Genomic DNA, 21,266 nt, shown 5'->3' on the forward strand with positions numbered 1-21,266 from the left:
CAGCACACCCAGTGCCGGCGGCGCCTCACCATGCCCTCTTGACAACCAAGGGCTACATATCAGCCGATCGTCACCGTGACCTCGTTGGAGGCGGCCCCCGAGTCGGTGTCGGCCATGCGGAACTTGTTCTCGCCGGTCTGGCCGGTCTGGATGTACGTCGTGAACTGGCCGCCGCTCACCTGCGCCGTCACCGGGAAGTCGCGCCAGCTGCCGCCCTCGAACCGCTGCACCTGGAGGATCGCGCCGTCGCCCCCGGCATAGCTGCCGCTCAGGTCGATCTGCTGCATCGGCGCGACAGACGTCTGCCCGGCCTGGAGCACGATCCCGGTCTGCGCCTGAGGTGACCCGGTCGAGCCAGGGGTCTCCTCCTCGCCCGGGGCGAGACTGACCAGCGGGCCGGTCGCGGTCTCCTTCTTGGTGGGCTTGGGGAGGTACATCGACGCGTCGCCCGCTTCGGGGTCGCTGGCCTCGCCGGAGCCGCCGGAGCCCAGACCCAGTCCCTTGGTGACGACCAGCGTCCCGGCGCCGAACAGCAGCCCGATCGCGACCGCCACCCCGACGAGCGCGGCCAGCCCGTGAAGGATCGGGTGCTCGTTGCGGGTGGTCACGTCGCCATTGTCCCGGTCGCGGCGACCGATCCCAAACCGTCCGAACGCGCCACCGATCCACGCTCCCGTCCACAGGCGCGCAGGCCATGGGTTTCAGGACCGGGTCTCCGGACGACATTCCGGGGCATGACGACTGACCCCGATGCCGCTGCCCTCCACATCGACGACGACCGGCTCCGGCGTACGTCGGCCCGGCTCGACCTGCTCTCCCGCGAGCTGGCCGCCGTCGCCGATCCGCGCGAGCCCGACGTCGGACAGCACCTCATGGTCGACGGACGGCTCGCGATCCCCGTGTCGCAGCCCGCGCACCAGCTCGCCGACCTGCTCGGCGCGCTCGCCGGCGCCCTGGTCGCCTCCGCACGTGGCGCCGGGGCCGTCGACGGCGACGTCGCCGCGTGGTCGCGGCTGCTCTCGTGGGAGCTGCGGTGATCCCAATGCAGCTGCCCGGGCAGCTCCCAGGGCAGCCCCCACGGCAGCGCAGCCTCGAGTCGCGCTCGCTGTGGCTGCACGGCGACCCGCAGGCGTGCCGCGACTCCGCCGCGGACGTCCACGCGCTCGGAGTGGTGCTGGACGAGGTCGCGGAACGGCTGCTCGCCCACCGCGACCTCGACGGGTCCGGCCGCTGGGCGGCGGCCTACGGCGCTCGCTGCCGTCAGGGCGTCGACCTGGCCGACGACCTGGTCGCCCGCTGCCGGGCCGTCGCGGCCGCCCTCCTCGACGCGGCCGGGCTGCTCGACCGGGCCGCCGCCGACCTCGACGAGGTCCGCGGCCGCGCCGGGGCGCACGGGCTCCTGGAGGACAACCGGCTGGCGGCGCCGGCGCCGGACGCCGCGCGCGCCGACTGGGACGCCTGGCGGCACTGCGACGAGCTGGTCACCTCGGTCCGGTCCGCTGAGCGCGAGGCCCGGCACGGTCTCGAACGGGCGCTGGAGGTGACCGCGTGATCGCGCTGCCGCCGACGTGGCGGCACACGTCGGACCCGGACCGGGGCGTGCTCGTCGCGGCCCGCGGGCCCGTGGCGGGGGCCACGGGGGTGGTCCCGTTGGTGCGCCTCGAGGTGAGCCCGGTGACGGGCACCCTGCCCGCCTGGCGAGCACGTGACCTGCGCGCCGTCGCGAGCCGACGGGCGGACTTCGAGCTGGAGGAAGAGGAAGACTACGAGCTCGGGGACCACGCCGTGTCGTACCGGCGCTTCGGCTACCGCCGCGGCGACGACGACCTGACGTGCGAGCAGTGGGCGTGGCTCGTCGACCGGTGCGGCTACACGCTCACCGGGACCGTGGGGCGCGACGACTACGGCGACTACAGCGGGCTGTTCGAGGCGGTCGCGTCGTCGTTCTCGCCACTGGCCTCACCTCTGGCCTCACCTCTGGCCTCACCTCGAGATGCCCTCAGCTCGCGCTCGGCGACGGCGTGCGGGTCGGTGCGCTCGTCGTAGTCCCAGAAGTCGCGCAACCACAGCGCGGTGCCGGCCACGCCGACGATGCAGGCCAAGCCGCCACTGGCGATCGAGCCGCGCACGGTCCACAGGTCGGCGACGAGGCCGGAGCGCACCTGGCCGCCGAGCGGGCCGAGCGAGTAGGACAACATCTCGATGCCCGCGAGACGGCCGCGCATCTGCTCGGGGATGGTCTGGTTCCACACGGTGCCGCGGAAGACCGCCGAGATCATGTCGGCGGCGCCCGACAGCGCGAGGAAGAGGGCGACCAGCCAGATGCTCGGCATCACCCCGGCCAGCGCGATCATCAAGCCGTACGCCGCGGCGGCCACCACGATCGCGCGACCGTGGTGGTGCACCCGTGAGGTCCACCCCGAGAGCGCGGTGGCGACGAGCGCCCCGATGGTCTCGGCGGTGTAGAGCAGACCCAGCAGCTCAGGTCGCGCGAAGACCTCGGCGGCCAGGGCCGGGAAGAGCACCACCGGCATCGCGAAGAGCATCGCGGCCAGGTCGACGACGTAGGTGCCGAGCAGGTCGCGTCGGCGCAGGGCGTAGCGCATCCCCTCGGCGATCCCCGCCAGCGACGGCGGGGTCGTCTCGGCGATGTGCGGGTAGGGCCGCATCGCGACGTACATCAGCGTCGCGACGAGGAGTGCGCAGATGTCGACGACGAAGCACCAGCCGATGCCGACGTAGGCCACCAGCAGGCCACCGATCGCGGGACCGACGAGCACGCCGATCTGCATGCCGAGGCTGGTCAGCGCCTGCCCCGCGGGGATCTGGTCGTGCTTGACCGTGCGTGGCATCAGCGCCTCGCGCGACGGACGCTGGAGGGCCGAGGACGAGGTGAGCAGGCCGGCGACGGCGAAGATGACCACCAGGCTCGGGTCGTCGCGGAACGCGTTGACCGCCAGGATCGCGGTGAAGGCGGCCTGGGCGATGCCCGTGCCGATGAGCAGGCGCCGCCGGTCGACGTGGTCGGCCAGCGCGCCGCCGTACAGACCGAAGACGATGAGCGGCACCAGCTCGACCAGGGCCACCGCGCCGACCGCGAAGTTGGAGCCGGTCAGGTCGTAGATCTGGAACGGGATGGCGACGTAGGACACCATGCCGCCGAGGTAGAACACCGTGCCGGCGATGAAGAGCAGCCGGAAGTCGCGGGACTCCCGCAACGGCCGGGTGTCCATCCGCATCGCCCGGAAACGCTCGCCCCAGGTCGACTTCATCGGCAGGTCACGAGCGACGATGCTAGACGCGAGTGACGCGCACCTTCGCCCCATTTCGCGGGACGCTGGTGATGTTGCGGACCTTGGGCGCGTCAGCCCCCTCAGTGCGCACGTCGACCGCGGCGAAGATCTCGCGCAGCACGGCGACGCCTTCCATCAGGGAGAAGCCGGCGCCGATGCAGCGACGCACGCCACCACCGAACGGGATCCAGGTGTTGGTGGGTGGCTGCGCGCCCAGGAAGCGCGCCGGCCGGTAGGCGCCCGGTTCGGGATGGTTGTCCTCGCGGGCGTGGGTGAGCAGGATCGACGGCCCGACCGTCGCTCCTCGGGGCAGGTCGTGGCCGCCGACCGTCGTGGGTCGCGTCAGCGTGCGCACCACCATCGGGATCACCGGGTGCAGCCGCATCGACTCCTTGAGCGCGGCCTCGAGCCAGTCGTCGTCGCGCGTGCGTGCGGCGTCGCGGGCCCGCTCGCGCAGCACCGGGTCGCGGCCCACCTCGTAGAGCGTCCAGGCCAGCGCGGTCGCGGTGGTCTCGTGGCCCGCCAGCAGGAGGGTGATGAGCTGGTCGCGCAGCTCCTCGTCGCTCAGCCGGTCGTCGCCGTCGGCGACCGTGATCAGCCGCGAGAGGACGTCGGTGCGCTCGCCGAGGTCGGAGGCTCCGCGGCGCTCGGCGATCTCGGCGTAGACGAGGCGGTCCAGCGCGACGGCGTTCTCGACGGTCCGCCTCCACGGCCCGATCCGCTGGAGCCAGGGATAGCTCCAGCCGAGCAGGATGTACGGCTCGATGTCGACGGTCCGGTTGACCCGCGGCCGCAGCGCGGCCAGCCGGCCCTCGTCGGTCACGCCGAAGACGACGCGCAGGATCACCTCCAGGGTCAGCGCGTTCATCCTGGCCAGCGACGCGAAGGCCTCGCCGTCACGCCACCGGGCGACCTCGGCACGTGCCACCTCGGTGACGAGTCCCTCGTAGCCGCGCAGGGCCTGGCCGTGGAAGGCGGGCATCAGCAGGCGGCGGGCGCGCTTGTGCTCGGCACCGTCCTGCAGCAGCAGCGAGTGCTCCCCCATGACCGGCCCGAGGATCGCGTTGCCCTTGCCCGCGTGGAAGACGTCCGGGTCTCCGGCGAAGATCTCCTTGGCGTGCTCGGGCCTGGTGAAGAGCACGAGCGGTCGCCGCCCGGGCACCGTGCGGATCGTGAAGACGTCGCCGTAGCGCCGGTGCATCGCCGGGACGAAGCGGTGCCGGAACCTCAGGAGCCCCACGGTCTGCGCGAGCGCCGGCCAGCGCGGGCCGGGCGGCAGGCCGGTCGCCTCGACGCGCGGAAGGGCGCGCCCTCCGAAGGGGCGCATCTTGTTGAAGCGGCGGTCGGCGAGCCGGGCGACCATGTCGACGGGGTCGGCCATCTCGACATGCTACGAGGACGTGCGCGGGTCCACTCGGGTGATGTCGACCACCTCGTGCCGCGGCACCTGGTCGGTGCGGCCCCCGCGGCCGGCCTGGCAGGTCAGTGCCGCCGGCGCCGTCGCGAAGGTGGTCCGCACGGCCACGGCGTAGACGGCGTCGCCGGCCGCGCCTGCCACCGCGAAGCCGGCTGTCACCGTGTCGCCGTGGCGCTCCGGCCGCCCCCGCAGCGTGACCGCGTCGAACCGGTCCTCCTCCAGGAGACGGCGCAGGTGGATCTCCGCGGCCTGGACGGGCATCGCCCGGGTCGAGCGGCCGCGGAGGTGATCGAGGTCGAGTCGGCCCTCGGCCGTCGCGGCCGCCACGGCCACGGCGGACTCGGGGTCGAGCCGGCCGTAGTAGAGGCCGTGCGGGAGCACGACGAGGTTGCCCGCGAACCGGTCGCCGCCGATGTGGGAGCACTCCCACGTGCGCTCGGGCTCGACCTCCGACAGGGCCAGCGCGACGGGCCTGCCGCGCTCGGCACAGCAAGCGTCATGGCGGCCGTGCGTGCAGACGGCGTACACCGGGCCCTCGACCCGCTCGAGACCCAGGCTCTCGCCGGCCCGCAGCCTCGTGAGGTCGAGGTCGAGCACCGCCTCGAGGTCGGGCAGCACGGCCGTCTCGGCCCAGCCGTGGGTGGCCGAGGCCGCCAGCACGCGCACCCCGCCCTGGGTCGCGCGGCCGCGTCCGGATCTGCGGACGAGGAGCGGGCGCACCCCCGCGCTGGTGGCGTGCCGCTTCAGAGCAGGGCCCAGCGCGGCAGGGAGACGGCTGTCGCGGAAGGCGTCCTCACCCCAGGATCCGGCGTGCTCGAGGAGGAGGTACGCCGCCACCGTCGACGCCGTCCCGGCCAGGTCGTCGCCGCGGGACAGGCTGTCGGCGGCGCAGCGCCAGGCCGGTGCCTGCGTCACCGGACGATCTCGAGCAGTCCCTCGCGCACGAGGCGGCGGCAGAGGACCAGCCGCGACTGCTCGTCGAGCATCGACAGGTCCGCCGGAGCGAGCTCGCGGCGTCCGCGCAGGTCCTCGAGCGCGGGGCGCAACCAGGCCGGCGCCTCGAGCACCCGATCGCCCAGCAGCAGCTTGATGCGGTCGGGAGCAGACGCCGCCGCGACCACGCACGGCTTTCCTGGTCTCCGCCGGAGGATGGTGTGGTCAGCGAGGTCGCGGACGCCGAGCACGTCGTGGAGCGCTCCGCGCTGGCGGGTCGGACGGGTGGTCAGGAAGCGCTCGGCCTCCGCGTCGACCACCGCCTCGGGCGCCAGACGAGCAAGCCGGTCGGCCAGGCTGCGCAGCTGGTCGACCAGGGGCTCGGCCAGCAGCGCCGGCTCGTCGAGCCAGCCTGCCGGGAGGTGCTCGTCGGGCACCTCGGCCACCAGCCGGTCGACCGTGCGCCGGAGCAGGCCGCGCCAGGTGAGCTGGTTGACGCCGAGCGTGACGTGCAGCGACGCGCCGTCCTGGGCGCGGGCGGAGTGCGGGGTGCCGGTCGGCAGGTACAGCGAGAGCCCGGGCTCCAGCTGGACTTCTTCCTTCTCGAGCCCACCCGCCGCCGTGTGCACCTCCCACAGCTTGGTGCCGTAGGTCTGGAAGACGAACACGTCGTGGGTGTCGCTGTGCACGGCGAAACCCTGCGAGCCCGGCGGCGTGAGGTAGGCGTTGGCCTGGCACGGGTGCCCCAGCTCGGCCTCGAGGTCGGCGACCAGCTCGGTCAGCGGCGGCCAGTAGCGGTGCAACCCCTGGAGGACGACGGTCGCACCGCCGTCGAAGAGGGCGGCGACCTTGCGAGCGTCGACGAGGCCGGTGAGCGGCCGGCCGGCCAGCGTCGCCGAGCGGGTGTACGACGACTCCGGCAGCACGCTGCCGTCCTGGGCGATCCGGATCGCCGGGGTCCGGATGGCCGTCTCGGTCAGCAGGCGGTCGACGTCGTCGAGCGACAGCTTGCCGACCAGCAGCGCGGGGTCGGTGCGGTGCAGGTGCACGCGTGACGCCCAGACCTTCGCGAGGAAGGTCTGGGCGTCGCCGCTGAGCAGATCGAGCGCGCTCAGGACAGGTGTCCGTCAGGCGTCGGTGCCGTCGGCGTCCCCGCCGTCGGACCCGTCGCTGTCGCTGGCGTCGCCGTCGGTGGTGTCGGTCGAGTCGCCGTCGGTGCCGTCGGCGTCCCCGCCGTCGGTGCCGTCGGCATCTCCGCCGAGGCCGCCGTCGGCAGCGCCGCCGGTGGTCATGTCGTCGTCGTTGAGGGGCTCTTGGGGCGTGGTGGTCATGCGGTCCTCCTCGAGATGGGGTGCAACGGTCCGCTCGTCAGTGTGTCGAGCGAGTCGAGGAATGGGTACCCGACGGGAGGTTGTCTCAACCTGCGGCGGCGCGCGCGGCCTTCACCGGCGGGTACCACGTGAGGTAGAGGCTCAGGCCGGTGTAGTAGACGAGGTAGGCCACCGACGCCGCCACCACGAGCTCGTTGGGGTCGGGCAGGCCGGCGACGATGACGGCGTACGCCGCGAACCACAGGCCGGTCAGCACGAAGGTGACCTGCCACATCGGCTCGGTGCGCGACGGGTAGACGTACTTGATCGGCACGAAGACCAGGATGATCAGCACGACGATCAGCCAGGCGGTCACGGTCGTGCCGAGCCCGGTCGCGATGACGTAGAAGGCCAAGATGTTCCAGTAGCTCGGGAAGCCGAGGAAGAAGTGGTCGTCGGTCTTGGCGTCGCTGCGACAGAACTGGTAGCAGGACGCCAGCAGCGGCGCGCACGCGAGGATGCCGCCGAGGGCACCGCCGGGGAGGTAGCCGTTGGACCACAGCAGCGCCATCGGCGCCAGGGTGTAGGTCATGTAGTCGACGATGTTGTCGAGCAGCGCCCCGTCGAAGGACGGCATCACCCGCTTCACGTGGAAACGGCGGGCCAGCATGCCGTCGGTCCCGTCGACGACCATGGCCGCGAGGAAGAGCCACAGGACGGTCTCGACCTCGCCCTTGTAGGAGTAGTGCACCATCAGCAGGGCCAGCACCGAGCCGGTCGCGGTGTAGACGTGGACGCTCGCGGCCGCCAACCGTTGTCGGCGTTGCCAGGTCGACTCAGGCGCGGGCCCGGTCTCCGTGGCGTCCATGGGCGACCACACTAGAGGGTGGGGCGCGGGGCAGACCTACTCAGCCGAGCAGCTGGCGCCTCCGCGCCACGGCCGCGGCCTCGGTGCGCGACGCGGCGCCGAGCTTGCCGAGGATGTTGGACACGTGTACCGACACCGTCTTGGTGCTGATGAAGAGCTGCTTGCCGATCTCGCCGTTGCTGCGGCCCTCGGCGACCAACGCGATGATCTCCCGCTCGCGTGGGGTGAGGACGTCGGCGCCGGCGGGGACGGTGCGGGGGCCGGTCGAGCCGAGCGCCGTCAGCTCGTCGAGCAGCGGCTGGGCGCCGAGCTGGTGCGCGGTCTCCCGGGCGAGGTCGCCGGCCTCGCGGGCGCCCGCGGTGTCGCCGGTGGCGCGGAGGATGCCGGACAGCCGGGCCCGCACGCGAGCGAGCTCGAACGGGTGCGTGAACTCCGTGAACGCCTGCTCGGTGGTCCGCCACGCACTGACCAGCTCGTCCTCGGTGGGCGGGTCGACCTGCGCGACCCAGCGCCAGCGCAGCCACTCCGCGTCGAGCCGCTCGGCCCAGGCGACGGCCTCGGGCCCGAACTTGAACCCCGCCTCGCGGTGGAAGTCGTAGACCTTGCGGCCCTCATCGCGCAGCAGCTGGGCGTCGGCGTGGCGGGCGGCACGCTCCTCAGCACTCATGGTCGCGGCGGCGGTGCCGTGCACGCCCAACGTGAGCGTGGCCAGCCGCAGGCGGGCCTGGAAGAGGTCGCGCCAGGCGCCGCTCAGGGCGGCGACGATGGCGTGGTAGGACTCCAGCGCGCCGTCGGCGTCGGCGGCGTGCTCGTGGACCTCGAGCTCGGCGGAGACGCCCCAGATGCCGATCAGGCCCTCGCGGCCCCAGAACGGGCGCTGCGCCCGGCTCAGCTCGAGCACGCCGGGCTCTCCGCGGGCGGCGTCGATCTGGAGGCAGACGGCGTGGAACATCAGCTCGTAGTCGTGCGGCGGCGACTGGCCGGTGACGTCCATGAGCACGTAGGCCTCGTCCCAGTGGCCGGCCGCGTACTCCGCCGCGCCCTGCATGAAGCGGGCCGTTCCGGCGAAGGGCGACCACGGGGTGCCGGCGTCGACGCCGCGCGCGTGGGCGCGCCCGAAGGCGGCCACGGCCTCGGCGTGGTCGGCCCGGTCCTGGTGGAGCCGGCCGAGGAGGTACAGACCCCGCATCTCGGCGTTGACCGCCCCCGTGGACCTGGCCTGGGCGATGACGTCCTCGAGCGCCGCCTTGATGTCGTCGGAGTGCTGCTCGCGGTCGAGCCCGACCAGCGTGGTGAGGATGTCGGTGACCAGTCGCGGCATGTCGAGCCGCTCGGCCAGGGCCAGCCCCTCGAGCCCGGCCTGGCGGGCGGCCTCGGTGTTGCGGTACGCCGCCAGGACCCGCGCCTGCAGGGCGAGCGCCTTGGCGCGGGCACGGGGGTGGTCGTCGCCCAGCAGCAGCACCGCCTCGGCGGCGTGCACGCGCGGGTCCTCCTCGGTGTCGAGGATGACCAGCGAGCCCGCGAGCGCGCCGAGCAGCTGGCCGCGGGCCAGGGCGGGTGCGTCGGCGGGGAGTGCGTCGAGCTGCTCGCGCACGACCGCGGCGGCCTTGGCGACGTGGCCGGCGGCGACCAGCGCGTCGGAGGTCTTGGTGACGAGGTCCGGGACGTCGAGGTCGGTGAGGTCGCCGACCGCGGGGTCGGTGACGAGGGTCAGCGCCTGGCGGTAGTGGTGGGCCGCTTCGTCGGGCCCGCCGACGCGCATCGCCTCGTCCCCGGCCTCGATCGAGGCGACGAGCGCGGTGCGGTGGTCCTGGCCCAGGCGCGCGTGCCGCGCGAGCTCCGCGGAGGAGCCGGGCAGCCGGCCGGACTGCAGGACGTCGGCGTAGCGGGCATGCATGCGCACCCGCTCGCCCGGCAGGAGGTCGTCGTAGACCGCCTCGGCGAGCAGCGCGTGCCGGAAGGCGTAGCGGTCACTGGTGCCGGGCACGAGCAGGTTGGACTCGACCAGCGTGCGCACCGCGGCGTCGAGCTCGGCCGGAGCCAGGTCGCACACCTGGGCCAGCAGCTCGTGCCCGACCTGGCGGCCGGCGACCGAGGCGATGCGCACGACCTCGCGGGCCTTGTCGTCGAGGCGGTCGACGCGCACGAGCAGCAGGTCGGCGAGGTCGCCGGGCACCGAGCCGCCGGAGAAGTGCAGCGCGCCCACGAGCTCCTCGACGAAGAACGCGTTGCCGTCGGCGCGCGACACCACGTCGGCGAGGTCGCTCTCGCGGAGCGGCTCGGGGTGCAGCCGGCGGACCAGGCGGCGTGCGTCGGCGTCGGAGAGCGGCTCGAGCTGGAGCCGGCCGACGCCGGGGAGCCGCGCCCACTCCCCGACCTGGCGGCGCAGCGGGTGCCGGCGGTGCAGGTCGTCGGAGCGGTAGGACACGACCAGCCCGACGCGGTGGGCGAACGGGCGGGTGAACAGGAAGCTGAGGATGTCGCGGGTGGACTGGTCGGCCCAGTGGGCGTCCTCGATCACGACGAGGAGCGGTGCGGCCTCAGCGGCCGCCTCGAGGAGGGCGTGGACGGCCTCGAACAGCTCACCACGGGTGAGCATGGAGTCGTCGCCGGCGGCGTCGCTGCGCATCCGGCGGCCGGCCCGGAGGCGGCCCAGCGCGGGGTGCAGCTCGACGGTGGCGGCGACGACCTCGGGGGTCTCGGCGGCCAGCCGGCCCAGGATCTCGGTGAAGGGAAGGTAGGGCAGCGCGCTGTCGGCCAGGTCGAGGCTGTGACCGGCGGCCACCTGCCAACCGTGCTCGAACGCGCGGTCGCGGAGCTCGGTGAGGAGGCGGGTCTTGCCGAGGCCGGCGTCGCCGCCGAGGAGGACGACCGTGTCGGCCGCGGCCGCACGCTCGGGGGACGCGCCGATGCCGAGCCGGGTGATCAGCTCACCCAGCTCGGCATCTCGTCCGACGAGGTCGGGACAGCGCAGGGACGGCACGGACCCCATCATCGCGCCCGGCACCGACGAGCGCCCGTCGTTAAGGGCGCCGGTGGGGGCGGCGAGGGTGGTCACCGGGCTGCGGCGACGGTGCCACCGACGCCGGAGAGACCCGGGCGGGACCCTGCGGTGAGGCGGCGGCCCGGCCGCGCGAGGGCCTTGAGGCCCTGGCGGCGCGGGGTGTAGCCCTGCGAGATGCGCTGCTGGCGGTACTCGACCTCGGCGGTCATGGAGCGATCGATCGTGAACATGTCGGTTTCCCTTCTGGGTGGACCCCTTGTCGGGGTGTGAGAAGAGATTCCGTCGCTGAGGTAGCCGGCCACATCGGAGGAGCTCCCTATGTTGCGTCGGCGCCCACCTCAGACGGCACGTAGGCGCCTACCTCAGACGGTCGCGCCGGCTACCTCAGAAGGCCTCCCACCTGCGAAGACGCCGGAGATGAGGTGGACGCCGGGCCGATAGGCCAGATGGATGTGCGACGGGGCGTCGAGGAGCACCAGATCGGCTCGCTTGCCGGGCGCGAGGACGCCGACGTCGTCGCGGGCCAGCGCATCGGCGCCGCCCTTCGTGGCGGCGTACAAGGCCTCCGAGGGGCTCATCCGCATCTCGCGGACCGCCAAGGCGATGCACAGCGGCATCGACGAGGTGTAGCTCGAGCCGGGGTTGCAGTCGCTGGCGATCGCGACCCGGACGCCGGCGTCGATCAGCCGCCGCGCGTCCGGGTAGGGCTGGCGCGTCGAGAACTCCACACCGGGGAGCAGCGTGGCGATGGTGCCGGAGTCCCGCAGCGCGGCGACGTCGTCGTCGGTCAGGTAGGTGCAGTGGTCGACGGCGACCAGGCCGCGCTCGGCGGCCAGCCGCACCCCCGGGCCGGGACCCAGCTGGTTGGCGTGCAAGCGGCCGCGAAGGCCCCTCGCCGCGCCCGCGTCGAGGATCGCGCGGGCCTGGTCCTCGTCGAACGCGCCGGTCTCGCAGAAGACGTCGATCCAGGACGCGTAGGGCGCCGCGGCGTCGAGCATCGGGCCGGTGACGAGGTCGACGTACGCCGCCGGGTCGCCCGCGTGCTCCGGCGGGACCACGTGGGCGCCGAGGAACGTCGTCTCGTCGGTGAACTGGCGGGCGACGGCCAGCGACCGCGCTTCGTCGTGGACGGTGAGGCCGTAGCCGCTCTTGATCTCCACCGTGGTCGTGCCGTTGCGGCGCATCTCGGCGACGAGCCGGGCCACGTTGTGGGTGAGCTGCTCGTCGGTGGCCGCGCGGGTCGCGGCGACGGTCGTGCGGATCCCGCCGGCGGTGTAGGGCGCACCGGTCATCCTGGCGGCGAACTCCTGGGCGCGGTCGCCGGCGAAGACCAGGTGGGAGTGGCTGTCGACGAACCCGGGGATCGCGGCCCGGCCGCCGGCGTCGACGTACGCATCGGCCTCCGGCGCGTCGGCGGCCCGGCCCACCCAGGCGACGCGATCGCCCTCGAGGACGACGGCGGCGTCCTCGACGAGACCGAGCAGGCCGTCGCGCTGGTCCCACCCGGGATCGTTGGTGGTCAGCTCGCCGATGTGGGTGACCAGGGTGGAGGTGGTCATGTCCCCCCTCCTCTCCACAGTGCTCCGATCGTCTCGTCGAGCTCTCGCCCGATCTGCTCGTCGTCCGCCTGCGTGTAGACGATCCGCCCGTCGACCATCACCTGCGTGACATCGGCGGCGGTCGCGGCGAAGACAGCAGTGTGCTCGTCGGCCCCCGTGCCGGCAGTCCGCGGGCTGCGGGTGTCGATCGTGACCAGGTCCGCAGGGGCACCGACCTCCAGGCGGCCGCCGCGGGTGCCGACGTCCAGGAGCTCGGCGCCGGTCCAGTGGCCGCGCTCGCGGGTCGCCAGGCGCTCGTCCATCTCGAGGCCGCGGAGCTCCTCGAAGGGGTCGACCACCGCGTGGCTGTCGCTCCCGATGCTGACCCGGCAGCCCGCGTCGTGCAGCCGCCTGGCCGGGCCGATGCCGTCGGCGAGGTCGCGCTCGGTCGTGGGGGTGATGCAGACGTTGGTGCGGCTCGTCCCCAGCAGGTCGATGTCCTCGTCGGTGAGGTGGGTGGCGTGGACGACCGTGGTGCCAGGCCCCAGGAGGCCCTCGTCGTGCAGCAGCCGGGTCGGGGTGACGCCGTACGCCTCGAGGCACTCGTCGTTCTCGCGCGGCTGCTCGGAGAGGTGCACGTGCAGGGGGTCCCGGCCGCGGAAGACGTGCAGCTGGTCGCGCGGCACCGCGCGCACCGAGTGGATGGCGGCGCCGACTCGATGGTCGAGCCTGTCGAGACCGGCACGGGTCGCCCACTGCCGCGCGGTCCCGTCGCTGAAGCGGATCTGGGCGCCCTCGGGTGGCGCGCCGAAGCCGCTGCTGAGGTAGCAGGTGTCGAGCAGCGTGATCCGGATGCCGGCCTCGGCTGCCGCAGCTCGGAGCGCCTCGCCCATGGCGTTGGCCTCGGCGTACTGCGAGCCGTCCGGCCGGTGGTGCAGGTAGTGGAACTCCCCCACGTGCGTGTAGCCCGCGGCCACCATCTCCCGGTAGGCCGCGCGCGCCAGCCCGAAGTACGACTCGGGGTGCAGCCGCCCCGCCACGGCGTACATCTGCTCCCGCCACGTCCAGAACGTGCCCCGCTCGCGCTGCGTGCGCCCCCGCAGCGCCCGGTGGAACGCGTGGCTGTGGTCGTTCACCAGCCCGGGGATCGTCAGGCCGGGGACGACACTCGGTGGTCGAGGAGGTTGCGAAGCAACCGTCACGAGACCCGGTGAGTCGACAGCGGCGATCACCCCGTCCTCGACCGTCACGAGCACGTCGTCGCGGACCGCGCCGTCGACCCACGCCCGCTCGAGGAGGTACGCCGTCGCGCTGCTCAACTCGGGCCGGCCAGCCGCTCGAGCGTGTCGGCCAGCGCGGAGACGCCGACCAGGCAGTCGGGCATCTCGGCGTGCTCGCTGGGCGCGTGGCTGACGCCTGTGGGGTTGCGCACGAAGAGCATCGCGGTCGGGACGCCGGCCGCGGCGATGATGCCGGCGTCGTGGCCGGCCTGCGTCGGGATCACCGGCCAGTCGCCGCCCTCGTGGTCGCCGGCGATCCGGGCCGCGAGGTCGGCGTCGAAGGACACCGCGCTGGTGACCGACTCTTCGGAGACCTCGACGGCGGTGCCGTCGCGTTCGGCCCGCTCGCCTGCCTGGCGGCTGATCACCTCCACGAGGTCGCTCAGCGCGGCGTCGGAGTCGCAGCGCGCGTCCAACCAGGCGGTCACCCGCGACGGGACCGCGTTGGTGCCGTTGGGCTCGGCCTCGACGCGACCGAAGGTGGCCCGCTGCCCAGCCAGCCGCGCCTGCTTGTTGGCGGCCAGTGCCGTCATGGCGTAGGTCAGCATCGGGTCGTGCCGGTCCTCCATGCGCGTCGTCCCCGCGTGGTTGGCCTCACCCTTGAACTCGAAGCGGTAGCGCCCGTGCGGCCAGATCTCGCTGGCCACGCCGATCGGCTCGCCGCGGTCGACGAGGTCGCGGCCCTGCTCGACGTGCAGCTCGACGAAGCAGGCGATCCGCTCGGCGAGGTCCGCGCGCGGCCCGATGTCGCCCGGGTCGAGACCGGCGCCGGCGAGGGCGTCGGGTAGCGCGACGCCCTGGCGGTCGCGCAGCTCGCGGGCAGCCGCCCAGTCGAGGGCGCCGACCGCGAGCCTCGAGCCCAGGCAGGCCCTGCCGAACCGCGACCCCTCCTCCTCGGCGAAGACCGACAGGCCGAGCGGCCGCGCCGGCACGAAGCCGCGCTCGCGCAGCAGGTCGACCGCGGCGAGGGCGGAGACCACACCCAGCGGGCCGTCGTACGCACCGCCGTCGCGCACCGAGTCCAGGTGCGAACCGGTGAGCACTCCGGGGCCGGTCACACCGTCCGGCGCCCACCACGCGATGACGTTGCCGACCCCGTCGATCTCGACGTCGAGCCCGCGCCGCTCCGCCTCGCCGACGAACCAGGCTCGCAGCTCGTTGTCCGCACTGGTCCACGGCTGGCGGAAGTAGCCGCCCGTCCGCGCCGAGCGGCCGACCTGCGCCAGCTCGCCCCACATCCGCTCGAAGCCCACGGGGTCAGTCCATCGGTCGCCCGCCATCGCGGCAACCGCCCGCGCCGACACCTGGTCTGGGATCCGAGACAACACTGGCCGAGGAAGTCGCGAAGCGACTGTCACGAGACCCCCGGTCCAATCGGTTCGCCCCTCCCCCGGACGAGCGGGCCGAGCAGGTCGGCCAGCAAGGCGCCGGCGTGCGTGCCGATGCACAGGCTGGCGAAGGTGCGCAGCGCGTCGCCGATCGCGGCGCCCTCCAGCGTGGAGAGGGCGACCAGGCCGACGGTCCCGGGCACCAGGAGCAGGAACGCCGGGAGGAACAGCACCGCCGCCGGAACGAGTCGGGTGCGCTGCTCGACCAGGCGGCCGACGATGAACAACACCCCTGCCGTGATCCCCGTGGCCAGCACCCCGCCGACTGCCGGCGTGGCGACCGTGAGCATCGCGTAGGTGCTGCTCATCACCACCACGGTGAGCAGGGTGAGGCGGATGCCGGAGCCGAACGCCAGCCCGAGCCCGACGGCCAGCAGCACGACCGCGACCCACGACAGGCCCACCGGCGGGAGCGACCCCCAGCCCGTCGCGGTCGAGGTCACATCACGCGCGTCTCCGACGAGGGCGGCGGATCCCCGGTCGAGACGAAGCCCGGTCAGGGCAGCACCCGCCGCGATGCCGGCCGACATGAACCCGAGGACGACCAGCCCGTAGGCCAGCCGCGCCGAGCCGGTGATCACGTCACCGGCGGTCAGCTCCAGCAGCGCGTTGGTGATCAGGGCGCCCGGCACCAGGATCGCCACCGGCGCGCAGACCGCGAAGAGCGGGACCGCCCCCAGGTCGAGCGCCGACGCGAGGGCCCCCACCACTGACGTGGCGACCAGCGCCGTGACGAACGGCGCGATCGCGGCCGCGCCGCGCCGGGACCCCGCCCAGGCGGTCAGCACCCCGACCATGCCGCCCACACAGGCGGCCGCGACCACCGCCCACCACGGGCAGCGCAGGAGGGCGGCCAGGGCTCCGGCGACCACGAGGTTGCCGGCGACCCACTGGCTGCGGGCGTGACGGCGAACGTACGCCCGGATCGTCGCGATCTCCTCGCCCACGGCCTCGAGCCCGACCCGGCCGTCCTCGAGCGACCCGACCAGCCGGTTGGCCTGCGCCGCCTGGTGGAGGGTGAGCTCCTGCTCCGCCGCGTTGACCGCGGTCGACCGGCCGGTGTCGACGTCGTTGACCAGCACCATCTGCGGGAGCACCCCGATCGCGAGACCGCCCACGCCGGTCGCAGCGGCCACCCGCTCGAGCGCGGTGCGCACGTCGACCACCGAGGCGCCCGTGTCGAGCAGCAGCGCGCCGAGGCGGCCCAGAACGAGCTGCGGCGGATCGGTCACGGCGGCCACCGTAGTGCGCGCCAGGCATGATCCGCCTATGGAGTTCCGCGACGTCGTGCGCCGCCGCCGCATGGTCAGGAGGTACGCCGACCGCCCGGTCGACCGCGAGGTCGTCGACCGCGCCCTAGCCCATGCGACCCACGCCCCCAGCGCGGGCTTCAGCCAAGGCTGGGGCTTCCTCGTCCTGGATGAACGAGCAGACGTGGACGCGTTCTGGGAGGCGACGACCGACCCCGGCGGGGAGCCGGACTCCTGGCTGCGCGGGATGCGCACCGCCCCGGTCGTGATCGTGCCGTGCAGCAGCAAGGCGGCGTACCTCGACCGCTACGCCGAGCCCGACAAGGGCTGGACCGACCGCGACGAGGCCCGGTGGCCGGTGCCGTTCTGGCACCTCGACACCGCGATGGCGACGCTGCTGATCCTGCTGACCGCGACCGACGAGGGACTCGGAGCCTGCTACTTCGGCATCCCCCCGGAGCACGAGACGCGCGTGCGCGAGCGCTTCGCCATCCCGGCCGCCTTCGACCCGATCGGGGCGATCACCCTCGGTCACCGGGTCCCGGACGCCGGCGCCAAGGGCTCCGCCGCGACCCGGCCCCGGCGAGACCCGGCCGAGGTGATCCACCGCGGGCGCTGGTCGTGACGGCTTAGCCTGACGCCATGACCACGCCCGGCGAGCCCACCGACCCGTACGGCCCGCCTCCTGAAGGCCAACCTCCCTACGGCCAGGCTCCCTACGGCCAGCCGCCGTACGGCCAGGCTCCCTACGGCCAGGCTCCCTTCGGCCAGGCTCCGCATGGGCAGCCTGCCTACGGGCCACCGCCCGGCGGATACCCGGCCCCGTGGATCCCGGACGCGATGGCCCCCTACGGGCGACACCCGGTGACGGGGGCGCCGTACTCCGACAAGTCCAAGGTCGTGGCCGGTGTGCTCCAGCTGGTGCTGCCGTTCGGGGTCGGGCGCTTCTACATGGGCGACACCCGGACCGGCATCCTCCAGCTCGTCGTCGCGGTCCTCACCTGCGGGATCGGCGGCCTCTGGTCCTTCATCGACGGGATCCTCATCCTGACGGGCAACCCCGTCGACGCCTACCAGCGCCCGCTGCGCGGCTGAGCCGACCGGTCGATGGTGTCGCCGGGCCCGGAGATCGCCGACTACGACGGAGGAGACGCCCAGGGCGGGCCGGTGCTGCTCGGCTCGTGATCCGGGCGCCGGCGCCCGCTGCGAGAATGAGCGCGTGCGTCGTGCCGCAGGTCTCCTTCTTGCGGTCACGGTGGCCATGGTGCTGGCGGACTCGGCGGTCGTGACGCTGGCGCTGCCCGACATCCTCCGCCACCTCGACACGTCGGTCGCCCAGGTCGCATGGGTGCTGATCTCCTTCAACCTCGTGCTGGGCCTGGTCGCCGTCCCGACGGCCGTGGTCGCGAGCCGGGCCGATGCGCGGATCACGGGCGCGCTCGGCATCGCGGTGTTCGCAGGGGCGTCCGCCTGGTGCGCCGCGGCGCCGTCCATCGAGGTGCTGATCACCGCGCGGTGCCTGCAGGCGCTCGGCGGCGCGCTCGCGCTGGTCGGTTGTCTCGAGCTGCTGATGGCGGTGTACGGCGAGCGTCGCGGCATCGCCACCTGGGTGACCGCCGGGGTGATCGGCACCGCCACGGGTCCGGTGGCCGGAGGGCTGCTCACCCAGGCCATCTCCTGGCAGTCGATCTTCGTGGTGCAGGTGCCCGTCGCGGCGCTGGCGGTACCGGCGGCCCTGACGGTCCGCGCGGGGGTGCGCTGCAGCCCGGGGCAGGTCCGGCACCTCCCGTCCGTGCGCTCCAACGTGACGCTCGCCCTGGCGTCGGCGGCCCTGACGGCGGCGTTGTTCCTGCTCGTCCTGCTGCTCGTGGACGGGTGGCGGCACTCGCCGGCGACCGCGGCGCTGACGGTGTCCGTCGTCCCGGTCGCTGCTCTCGCCGCCAGGCCGATCGTCCGGTTGCTGCGGACGCCGCCGCAGGTCGAGATCGCCGTCGGCTGCTTCCTCGTGGCCGGCGGACTCAGCGGGCTCGCGCTGCTGCCCGCGGCCGAGCTCGCCTGGACCGTGGCGCCGCAAGCACTAGTGGGTCTCGGGCTCGGCCTGACCGTCGACCAGCTCACCGCGCAGGCGATGCACCTGCGCGAGCCGCGGGTGGAGCACGCCAGCTGGACCATCGGGGCCAGGCACCTGGGCGTCGTCGTCGGGCTGGCGATCCTCACGCCGATCTTCGTCGGCGATCTCGAGGACGCGCAGGTGCCCGCCCAGGAGGCGATCACCGCCCTGGTCCTCGACGCGCCGCTGACCGCGCAGGACAAGGTGGATCTCGCCAAGGCGCTCGGCTCCGAGCTCGCGAACCAAGAGGGTCGGGTGCCCGACCTCCACCGAGCCTTCGTCACCACCGACTTCGAGCCCGAGGCCCGGGCCGCCGCGGCCGAGCTGGAGCGCGACCTCGACGACCAGCTGGAGCGCGCGGTCACGCGCGCCTTCCGCGACTCCTTCCTGGCGGGGGCCGGTCTCGCGCTCCTGGCTCTGCTGGCGGCGGCGGTGCCCCCGTGGCGGAGGTCGGCATGACCACGATCGCCCGCGCCGCCGGCCTGCCGGCGCTCGCGCTGGGCCTGGTGGGCGCGGTGCTCGCCGTCCAGGTCGCGCACGGTGGCGGGACCTACGAGCCCCTCCGGCCAGCGGACCCCTGCGCCGAACGGGCCGTGTCCTCGCAGTCGGCTGGGATCGAGGGCCTCACGGAGACGCTCGTGCTGATCGGCATCGACGGCGCCGCCTGCACGCTGGGGGTCAACCGCGAGGCACTCACGCTGGAGCTCGCCCAGGGCGGTGAGCCGTCCGACGAGGTGATCGGGGCGCTGCGCCAGGGGCTTCTCGACGCCGTGGGACGGATGAAGGCCGACGGCACGCTGCCCCCGGCCTCCGAGCTCGTCGACGAGGCGCTCGAGACGGCGGACCTCAACAGCATCTTGGAGTCCCTGATCCGGCGGCTGCCGGACTCCGTCGTCGACGCGGCGCTGAAGACCGACGACGTGCTGACCCGCACGATCGAGGACCTCGATCTCCGCGACGTGCTCGAGGACGTCGACGACCAGGGCGCCCTGAACCGGCAGGTCGAGGCGGCGGTCAGCCAGGCCGTCCGGGACTCCCTGGTCGACCGGGTCCGCAACCTCCTCTGAGGCTCAGCGCAGAAGCAGGAGGACGGTGCGCGCGATGCCCAGCACCGGCCCGAACGGCAGTGCGAAGCCGATCCAGAAGACCATCTCCACGGGCAGCAGCGCGTAGGCCAGCACCGGCGCCGACGACCAGCCCGCGACCAGCAGCACGCCCGCGATCACCTCCGCGACGCAGACGAGGACGAAGGCGGCGAGCAGGCCGGTGCTGGTCCTCAGACCGACGCTCTCGAACGGTCCGCCGGCGTACGTCGGGAAGCCCATGAACGTCCAGACCTCCCCGGTCTGGCGGAAGTGCCGGATGCCGAGGACTCCCGGCAACCCGAAACCCAGGCCCAGCAGGATCGACGTCAGCCCAGCCGCGATCTGCATGTGCACCTCCCTGTCGCGATGATCCTCCCGCGCGAGTACGACGACGCCAACTGGTCGGTGCCGGGCGACGTCGAGCGCTCGGTCGAGGGCGTGCTGGTCGTGGGCGCGGGCATCGAGGCCAGCGCCGCCGAGGACCGGTCGCTGCAGTGGCTGCTGTGGACCCAGGACGACACACTGGGCCGATGAGCGATCCGCAGGCAGCATCGGCGTTCTTCGAGACCGAGCGGCTGGTCGTCCGCCCGTTCCGGCCGGCTGACGCGGCGCCGTTCGCGGCGTACCGCGCCGACCCGGACGTCGCCCGCTACCAGAGCTGGAGCGACTACACGATCGCAGAGGCCCGAGCGCTCGTCGCGTCCCTCGAGGGAGAACAGCCCGGCACACCCGGTGACTGGTTCCAGCTCGCCATCGAGGTGCGGGCCACCGGCACGCTGGTCGGCGACCTCGCCCTGCACGTCGATGCCGACGAGCCACGTCAGGCCGAGATCGGCTTCACCCTCGACCCCGGCCACCAAGGCTGGGGCTACGCCACAGAGGCGCTGACGGCGTACCTCGACTGGCTCTTCGGCAGCCTGCAGCTGCACCGGGTCATCGCCATCACCGACGCCCTCAACCTGTCGGCGCAAGCGCTGCTCACCCGGGTCGGCTTCCGGCAGGAGGCGCACTTCGTCGACAACATCTTCTTCAAGGGCGCGTGGGGCAGCGAGCACCTCTACGCGCGGTTGGACAGTGAAGGCGCAAACAGCTGCCCCCATGTTCCCACTTGATGGACTTGAAGTGGACTACTTATAGCGGAATAGTGGCTTCTTCGCTCCCGTGGCCAGGCGCAGACCACCGACGAGCGGCCGTGGCGGCAGCGCCTCCAGCCCTCCAGCCCATGCGTACGACGAGGCCGCACTCACCTCCGTCGTCGCCAGCCGGCTGCTTCGGCGCCAGGGTCTAGTGGTCCTGGCGCCGATCTACGTCGTCCGTCGATGCTGCTCAGCCGTCGCCGCCCTGTTCCTGCTCGCGCTTGCGCCGCTCGGCCTCGTGGCGACGGCGCTGCTCCTCGGCACGGGCACGCACCTGACGCAGGAACGCCTCGTCCTTCTCCGGATCGGCGGCGGCAGCGCGGCCCGGGCGGTCGTACTCGGGGAAGGCGGGCTGCTGCCGCTCGTACGCCGACCGCGGACCACCAGCGCCTGCAGGCCGCCCGGCGACGAGCCAGCCGATAGAGCCGACCAACGGGAAGAGCAGGACGATGAGCAGCCACCAGAGCTTCGGCAGGTAGCGGATGCGATCTTCGCCGGACTGGATCACGTCGACCAGGCTGAAGACCCAGAGCGCGAAGGTGACGACCCCGAAGAGCAGCTGCATCTTGAGCACGCCGCAGTCTGTCCCGATGGCGACGCCGATGTGAAGGACCTTTGTCTCGACTTCGGTGTGTCGGCACCCCGACACAGCGA

23 protein-coding genes are annotated in these 21,266 nt (G+C 73.3%); 8 read left to right on the plus strand and 15 right to left on the minus strand.

Translation table 11 applies throughout. From position 1 onward, the window contains the following. Nucleotides 1–59: 59 nt before the first annotated feature. Nucleotides 60–608, minus strand: a complete 549-nt coding sequence (locus ABD295_RS19355; protein WP_344305477.1) for a hypothetical protein — start codon at nt 606–608, stop codon at nt 60–62. A gap of 126 nt (nt 609–734) precedes the next feature. Between ABD295_RS19355 and ABD295_RS19360 the strand changes: the two genes are divergently transcribed. Continuing rightward, nucleotides 735–1,037, plus strand: a complete 303-nt coding sequence (locus ABD295_RS19360) for a hypothetical protein (RefSeq protein ID WP_344305478.1) — start codon at nt 735–737, stop codon at nt 1,035–1,037. Continuing rightward, complete coding sequence (locus ABD295_RS19365) at nt 1,034–1,552, plus strand: hypothetical protein (protein WP_344305479.1); 519 nt, start codon at nt 1,034–1,036, stop codon at nt 1,550–1,552. Before ABD295_RS19360 ends, ABD295_RS19365 begins: the two co-directional genes overlap by 4 nt. A 358-nt stretch (nt 1,553–1,910) precedes the next feature. On the opposite strand, the gene ABD295_RS19370 is transcribed toward ABD295_RS19365, so the two are convergent. From ABD295_RS19370 to ABD295_RS19425, 12 genes are all read right to left on the minus strand, one after another. After that, on the minus strand, nt 1,911–3,272 hold the full coding sequence (locus tag ABD295_RS19370; protein WP_344305480.1) for an MFS transporter: 1,362 nt from the start codon (nt 3,270–3,272) through the stop codon (nt 1,911–1,913). A 22-nt stretch (nt 3,273–3,294) separates the two neighbouring features. Continuing rightward, nucleotides 3,295–4,674, minus strand: a complete 1,380-nt coding sequence (locus ABD295_RS19375; protein ID WP_344305481.1) for a cytochrome P450 — start codon at nt 4,672–4,674, stop codon at nt 3,295–3,297. A gap of 9 nt (nt 4,675–4,683) precedes the next feature. Further along, nucleotides 4,684–5,625 (minus strand): ferredoxin family protein, encoded by a 942-nt coding sequence (locus ABD295_RS19380; protein ID WP_344305482.1) that lies wholly within the window; start codon nt 5,623–5,625, stop codon nt 4,684–4,686. Beyond that, on the minus strand, nt 5,622–6,692 hold the full coding sequence (locus tag ABD295_RS19385; RefSeq protein WP_344305483.1) for a cupin domain-containing protein: 1,071 nt from the start codon (nt 6,690–6,692) through the stop codon (nt 5,622–5,624). The genes ABD295_RS19380 and ABD295_RS19385 overlap by 4 nt, the downstream gene beginning before the upstream one ends. Before the next feature lie 78 nt (nt 6,693–6,770). Beyond that, the gene (locus ABD295_RS19390) at nt 6,771–6,974 is read right to left on the minus strand and encodes a hypothetical protein (RefSeq protein WP_344305484.1); all 204 of its coding nucleotides are present in this window, start codon (nt 6,972–6,974) and stop codon (nt 6,771–6,773) included. Nucleotides 6,975–7,059: 85 nt separating this feature from the next. Next, entirely contained in the window at nt 7,060–7,821 is a 762-nt protein-coding gene (locus tag ABD295_RS19395; RefSeq protein WP_344305485.1) for a CDP-alcohol phosphatidyltransferase family protein, read from the minus strand. 40 nt (nt 7,822–7,861) lie between these two features. Further along, entirely contained in the window at nt 7,862–10,879 is a 3,018-nt protein-coding gene (locus tag ABD295_RS19400; RefSeq protein ID WP_344305486.1) for a helix-turn-helix transcriptional regulator, read from the minus strand. Continuing rightward, nucleotides 10,876–11,055, minus strand: coding sequence for a hypothetical protein (locus ABD295_RS19405; RefSeq protein WP_344305487.1), 180 nt, complete (start codon nt 11,053–11,055; stop codon nt 10,876–10,878). Before ABD295_RS19405 ends, ABD295_RS19400 begins: the two co-directional genes overlap by 4 nt. Before the next feature lie 132 nt (nt 11,056–11,187). Then, nucleotides 11,188–12,384: an imidazolonepropionase gene (gene hutI, locus ABD295_RS19410; RefSeq protein WP_344305488.1), complete on the minus strand. Its 1,197-nt coding sequence runs from the start codon at nt 12,382–12,384 to the stop codon at nt 11,188–11,190. Continuing rightward, nucleotides 12,381–13,682 carry a formimidoylglutamate deiminase gene (locus tag ABD295_RS19415; protein WP_344305489.1) on the minus strand — a complete coding sequence of 434 codons (1,302 nt, stop codon included), beginning with the start codon at nt 13,680–13,682 and terminating at the stop codon, nt 12,381–12,383. Before ABD295_RS19415 ends, hutI begins: the two co-directional genes overlap by 4 nt. Next, nucleotides 13,679–14,923 (minus strand): allantoate amidohydrolase, encoded by a 1,245-nt coding sequence (locus tag ABD295_RS19420; RefSeq protein WP_344305490.1) that lies wholly within the window; start codon nt 14,921–14,923, stop codon nt 13,679–13,681. Before ABD295_RS19420 ends, ABD295_RS19415 begins: the two co-directional genes overlap by 4 nt. Before the next feature lie 74 nt (nt 14,924–14,997). Further along, on the minus strand, nt 14,998–16,263 hold the full coding sequence (locus tag ABD295_RS19425; RefSeq protein WP_344305491.1) for a threonine/serine exporter family protein: 1,266 nt from the start codon (nt 16,261–16,263) through the stop codon (nt 14,998–15,000). Between the two features lie 37 nt (nt 16,264–16,300). On the opposite strand from ABD295_RS19425, the gene ABD295_RS19430 reads away from it, so the two are divergent. The 4 genes from ABD295_RS19430 (at nt 16,301) to ABD295_RS19445 (ending at nt 19,458) form a co-directional block, all read left to right on the plus strand. Beyond that, on the plus strand, nt 16,301–16,906 hold the full coding sequence (locus tag ABD295_RS19430; protein ID WP_344305492.1) for a nitroreductase family protein: 606 nt from the start codon (nt 16,301–16,303) through the stop codon (nt 16,904–16,906). Between the two features lie 17 nt (nt 16,907–16,923). Next, nucleotides 16,924–17,376 (plus strand): TM2 domain-containing protein, encoded by a 453-nt coding sequence (locus tag ABD295_RS19435; RefSeq protein ID WP_344305493.1) that lies wholly within the window; start codon nt 16,924–16,926, stop codon nt 17,374–17,376. Nucleotides 17,377–17,500: 124 nt separating this feature from the next. After that, nucleotides 17,501–18,850, plus strand: coding sequence for an MFS transporter (locus tag ABD295_RS19440; protein WP_344305494.1), 1,350 nt, complete (start codon nt 17,501–17,503; stop codon nt 18,848–18,850). Further along, nucleotides 18,847–19,458, plus strand: a complete 612-nt coding sequence (locus ABD295_RS19445; protein WP_344305495.1) for a hypothetical protein — start codon at nt 18,847–18,849, stop codon at nt 19,456–19,458. Before ABD295_RS19440 ends, ABD295_RS19445 begins: the two co-directional genes overlap by 4 nt. A gap of 3 nt (nt 19,459–19,461) precedes the next feature. On the opposite strand, the gene ABD295_RS19450 is transcribed toward ABD295_RS19445, so the two are convergent. Then, on the minus strand, nt 19,462–19,824 hold the full coding sequence (locus tag ABD295_RS19450) for a hypothetical protein (RefSeq protein WP_344305496.1): 363 nt from the start codon (nt 19,822–19,824) through the stop codon (nt 19,462–19,464). 18 nt (nt 19,825–19,842) lie between these two features. Between ABD295_RS19450 and ABD295_RS19455 the strand changes: the two genes are divergently transcribed. Then, nucleotides 19,843–20,010 carry a hypothetical protein gene (locus tag ABD295_RS19455; RefSeq protein WP_344305498.1) on the plus strand — a complete coding sequence of 56 codons (168 nt, stop codon included), beginning with the start codon at nt 19,843–19,845 and terminating at the stop codon, nt 20,008–20,010. Then, nucleotides 20,007–20,588, plus strand: coding sequence for a GNAT family N-acetyltransferase (locus ABD295_RS19460; RefSeq protein WP_344305500.1), 582 nt, complete (start codon nt 20,007–20,009; stop codon nt 20,586–20,588). Before ABD295_RS19455 ends, ABD295_RS19460 begins: the two co-directional genes overlap by 4 nt. Before the next feature lie 214 nt (nt 20,589–20,802). Here ABD295_RS19460 and ABD295_RS19465 read toward each other — a convergent pair whose 3' ends face one another. Further along, nucleotides 20,803–21,177 (minus strand): PLD nuclease N-terminal domain-containing protein, encoded by a 375-nt coding sequence (locus ABD295_RS19465; protein WP_344305812.1) that lies wholly within the window; start codon nt 21,175–21,177, stop codon nt 20,803–20,805. Nucleotides 21,178–21,266: the final 89 nt, after the last annotated feature.

This window comes from Nocardioides bigeumensis, from assembly GCF_039531755.1.
GTDB lineage: Bacteria > Actinomycetota > Actinomycetes > Propionibacteriales > Nocardioidaceae > Nocardioides > Nocardioides bigeumensis.

Coding starts and splice junctions, on each gene's coding strand:
- ABD295_RS19360 (WP_344305478.1), top strand. CDS start 735: ATGACGACTGACCCCGATGCCGCTGCCCTCCACATCGACGACGACCGG.
- ABD295_RS19370 (WP_344305480.1), bottom strand. CDS start 3,272: ATGAAGTCGACCTGGGGCGAGCGTTTCCGGGCGATGCGGATGGACACC.
- ABD295_RS19375 (WP_344305481.1), bottom strand. CDS start 4,674: ATGGCCGACCCCGTCGACATGGTCGCCCGGCTCGCCGACCGCCGCTTC.
- ABD295_RS19390 (WP_344305484.1), bottom strand. CDS start 6,974: ATGACCACCACGCCCCAAGAGCCCCTCAACGACGACGACATGACCACC.
- ABD295_RS19395 (WP_344305485.1), bottom strand. CDS start 7,821: ATGGACGCCACGGAGACCGGGCCCGCGCCTGAGTCGACCTGGCAACGC.
- ABD295_RS19405 (WP_344305487.1), bottom strand. CDS start 11,055: ATGTTCACGATCGATCGCTCCATGACCGCCGAGGTCGAGTACCGCCAG.
- hutI (WP_344305488.1), bottom strand. CDS start 12,384: ATGACCACCTCCACCCTGGTCACCCACATCGGCGAGCTGACCACCAAC.
- ABD295_RS19420 (WP_344305490.1), bottom strand. CDS start 14,923: ATGGCGGGCGACCGATGGACTGACCCCGTGGGCTTCGAGCGGATGTGG.
- ABD295_RS19430 (WP_344305492.1), top strand. CDS start 16,301: ATGGAGTTCCGCGACGTCGTGCGCCGCCGCCGCATGGTCAGGAGGTAC.
- ABD295_RS19435 (WP_344305493.1), top strand. CDS start 16,924: ATGACCACGCCCGGCGAGCCCACCGACCCGTACGGCCCGCCTCCTGAA.
- ABD295_RS19445 (WP_344305495.1), top strand. CDS start 18,847: ATGACCACGATCGCCCGCGCCGCCGGCCTGCCGGCGCTCGCGCTGGGC.
- ABD295_RS19450 (WP_344305496.1), bottom strand. CDS start 19,824: ATGCAGATCGCGGCTGGGCTGACGTCGATCCTGCTGGGCCTGGGTTTC.
- ABD295_RS19455 (WP_344305498.1), top strand. CDS start 19,843: ATGATCCTCCCGCGCGAGTACGACGACGCCAACTGGTCGGTGCCGGGC.
- ABD295_RS19460 (WP_344305500.1), top strand. CDS start 20,007: ATGAGCGATCCGCAGGCAGCATCGGCGTTCTTCGAGACCGAGCGGCTG.
- ABD295_RS19465 (WP_344305812.1), bottom strand. CDS start 21,177: ATGCAGCTGCTCTTCGGGGTCGTCACCTTCGCGCTCTGGGTCTTCAGC.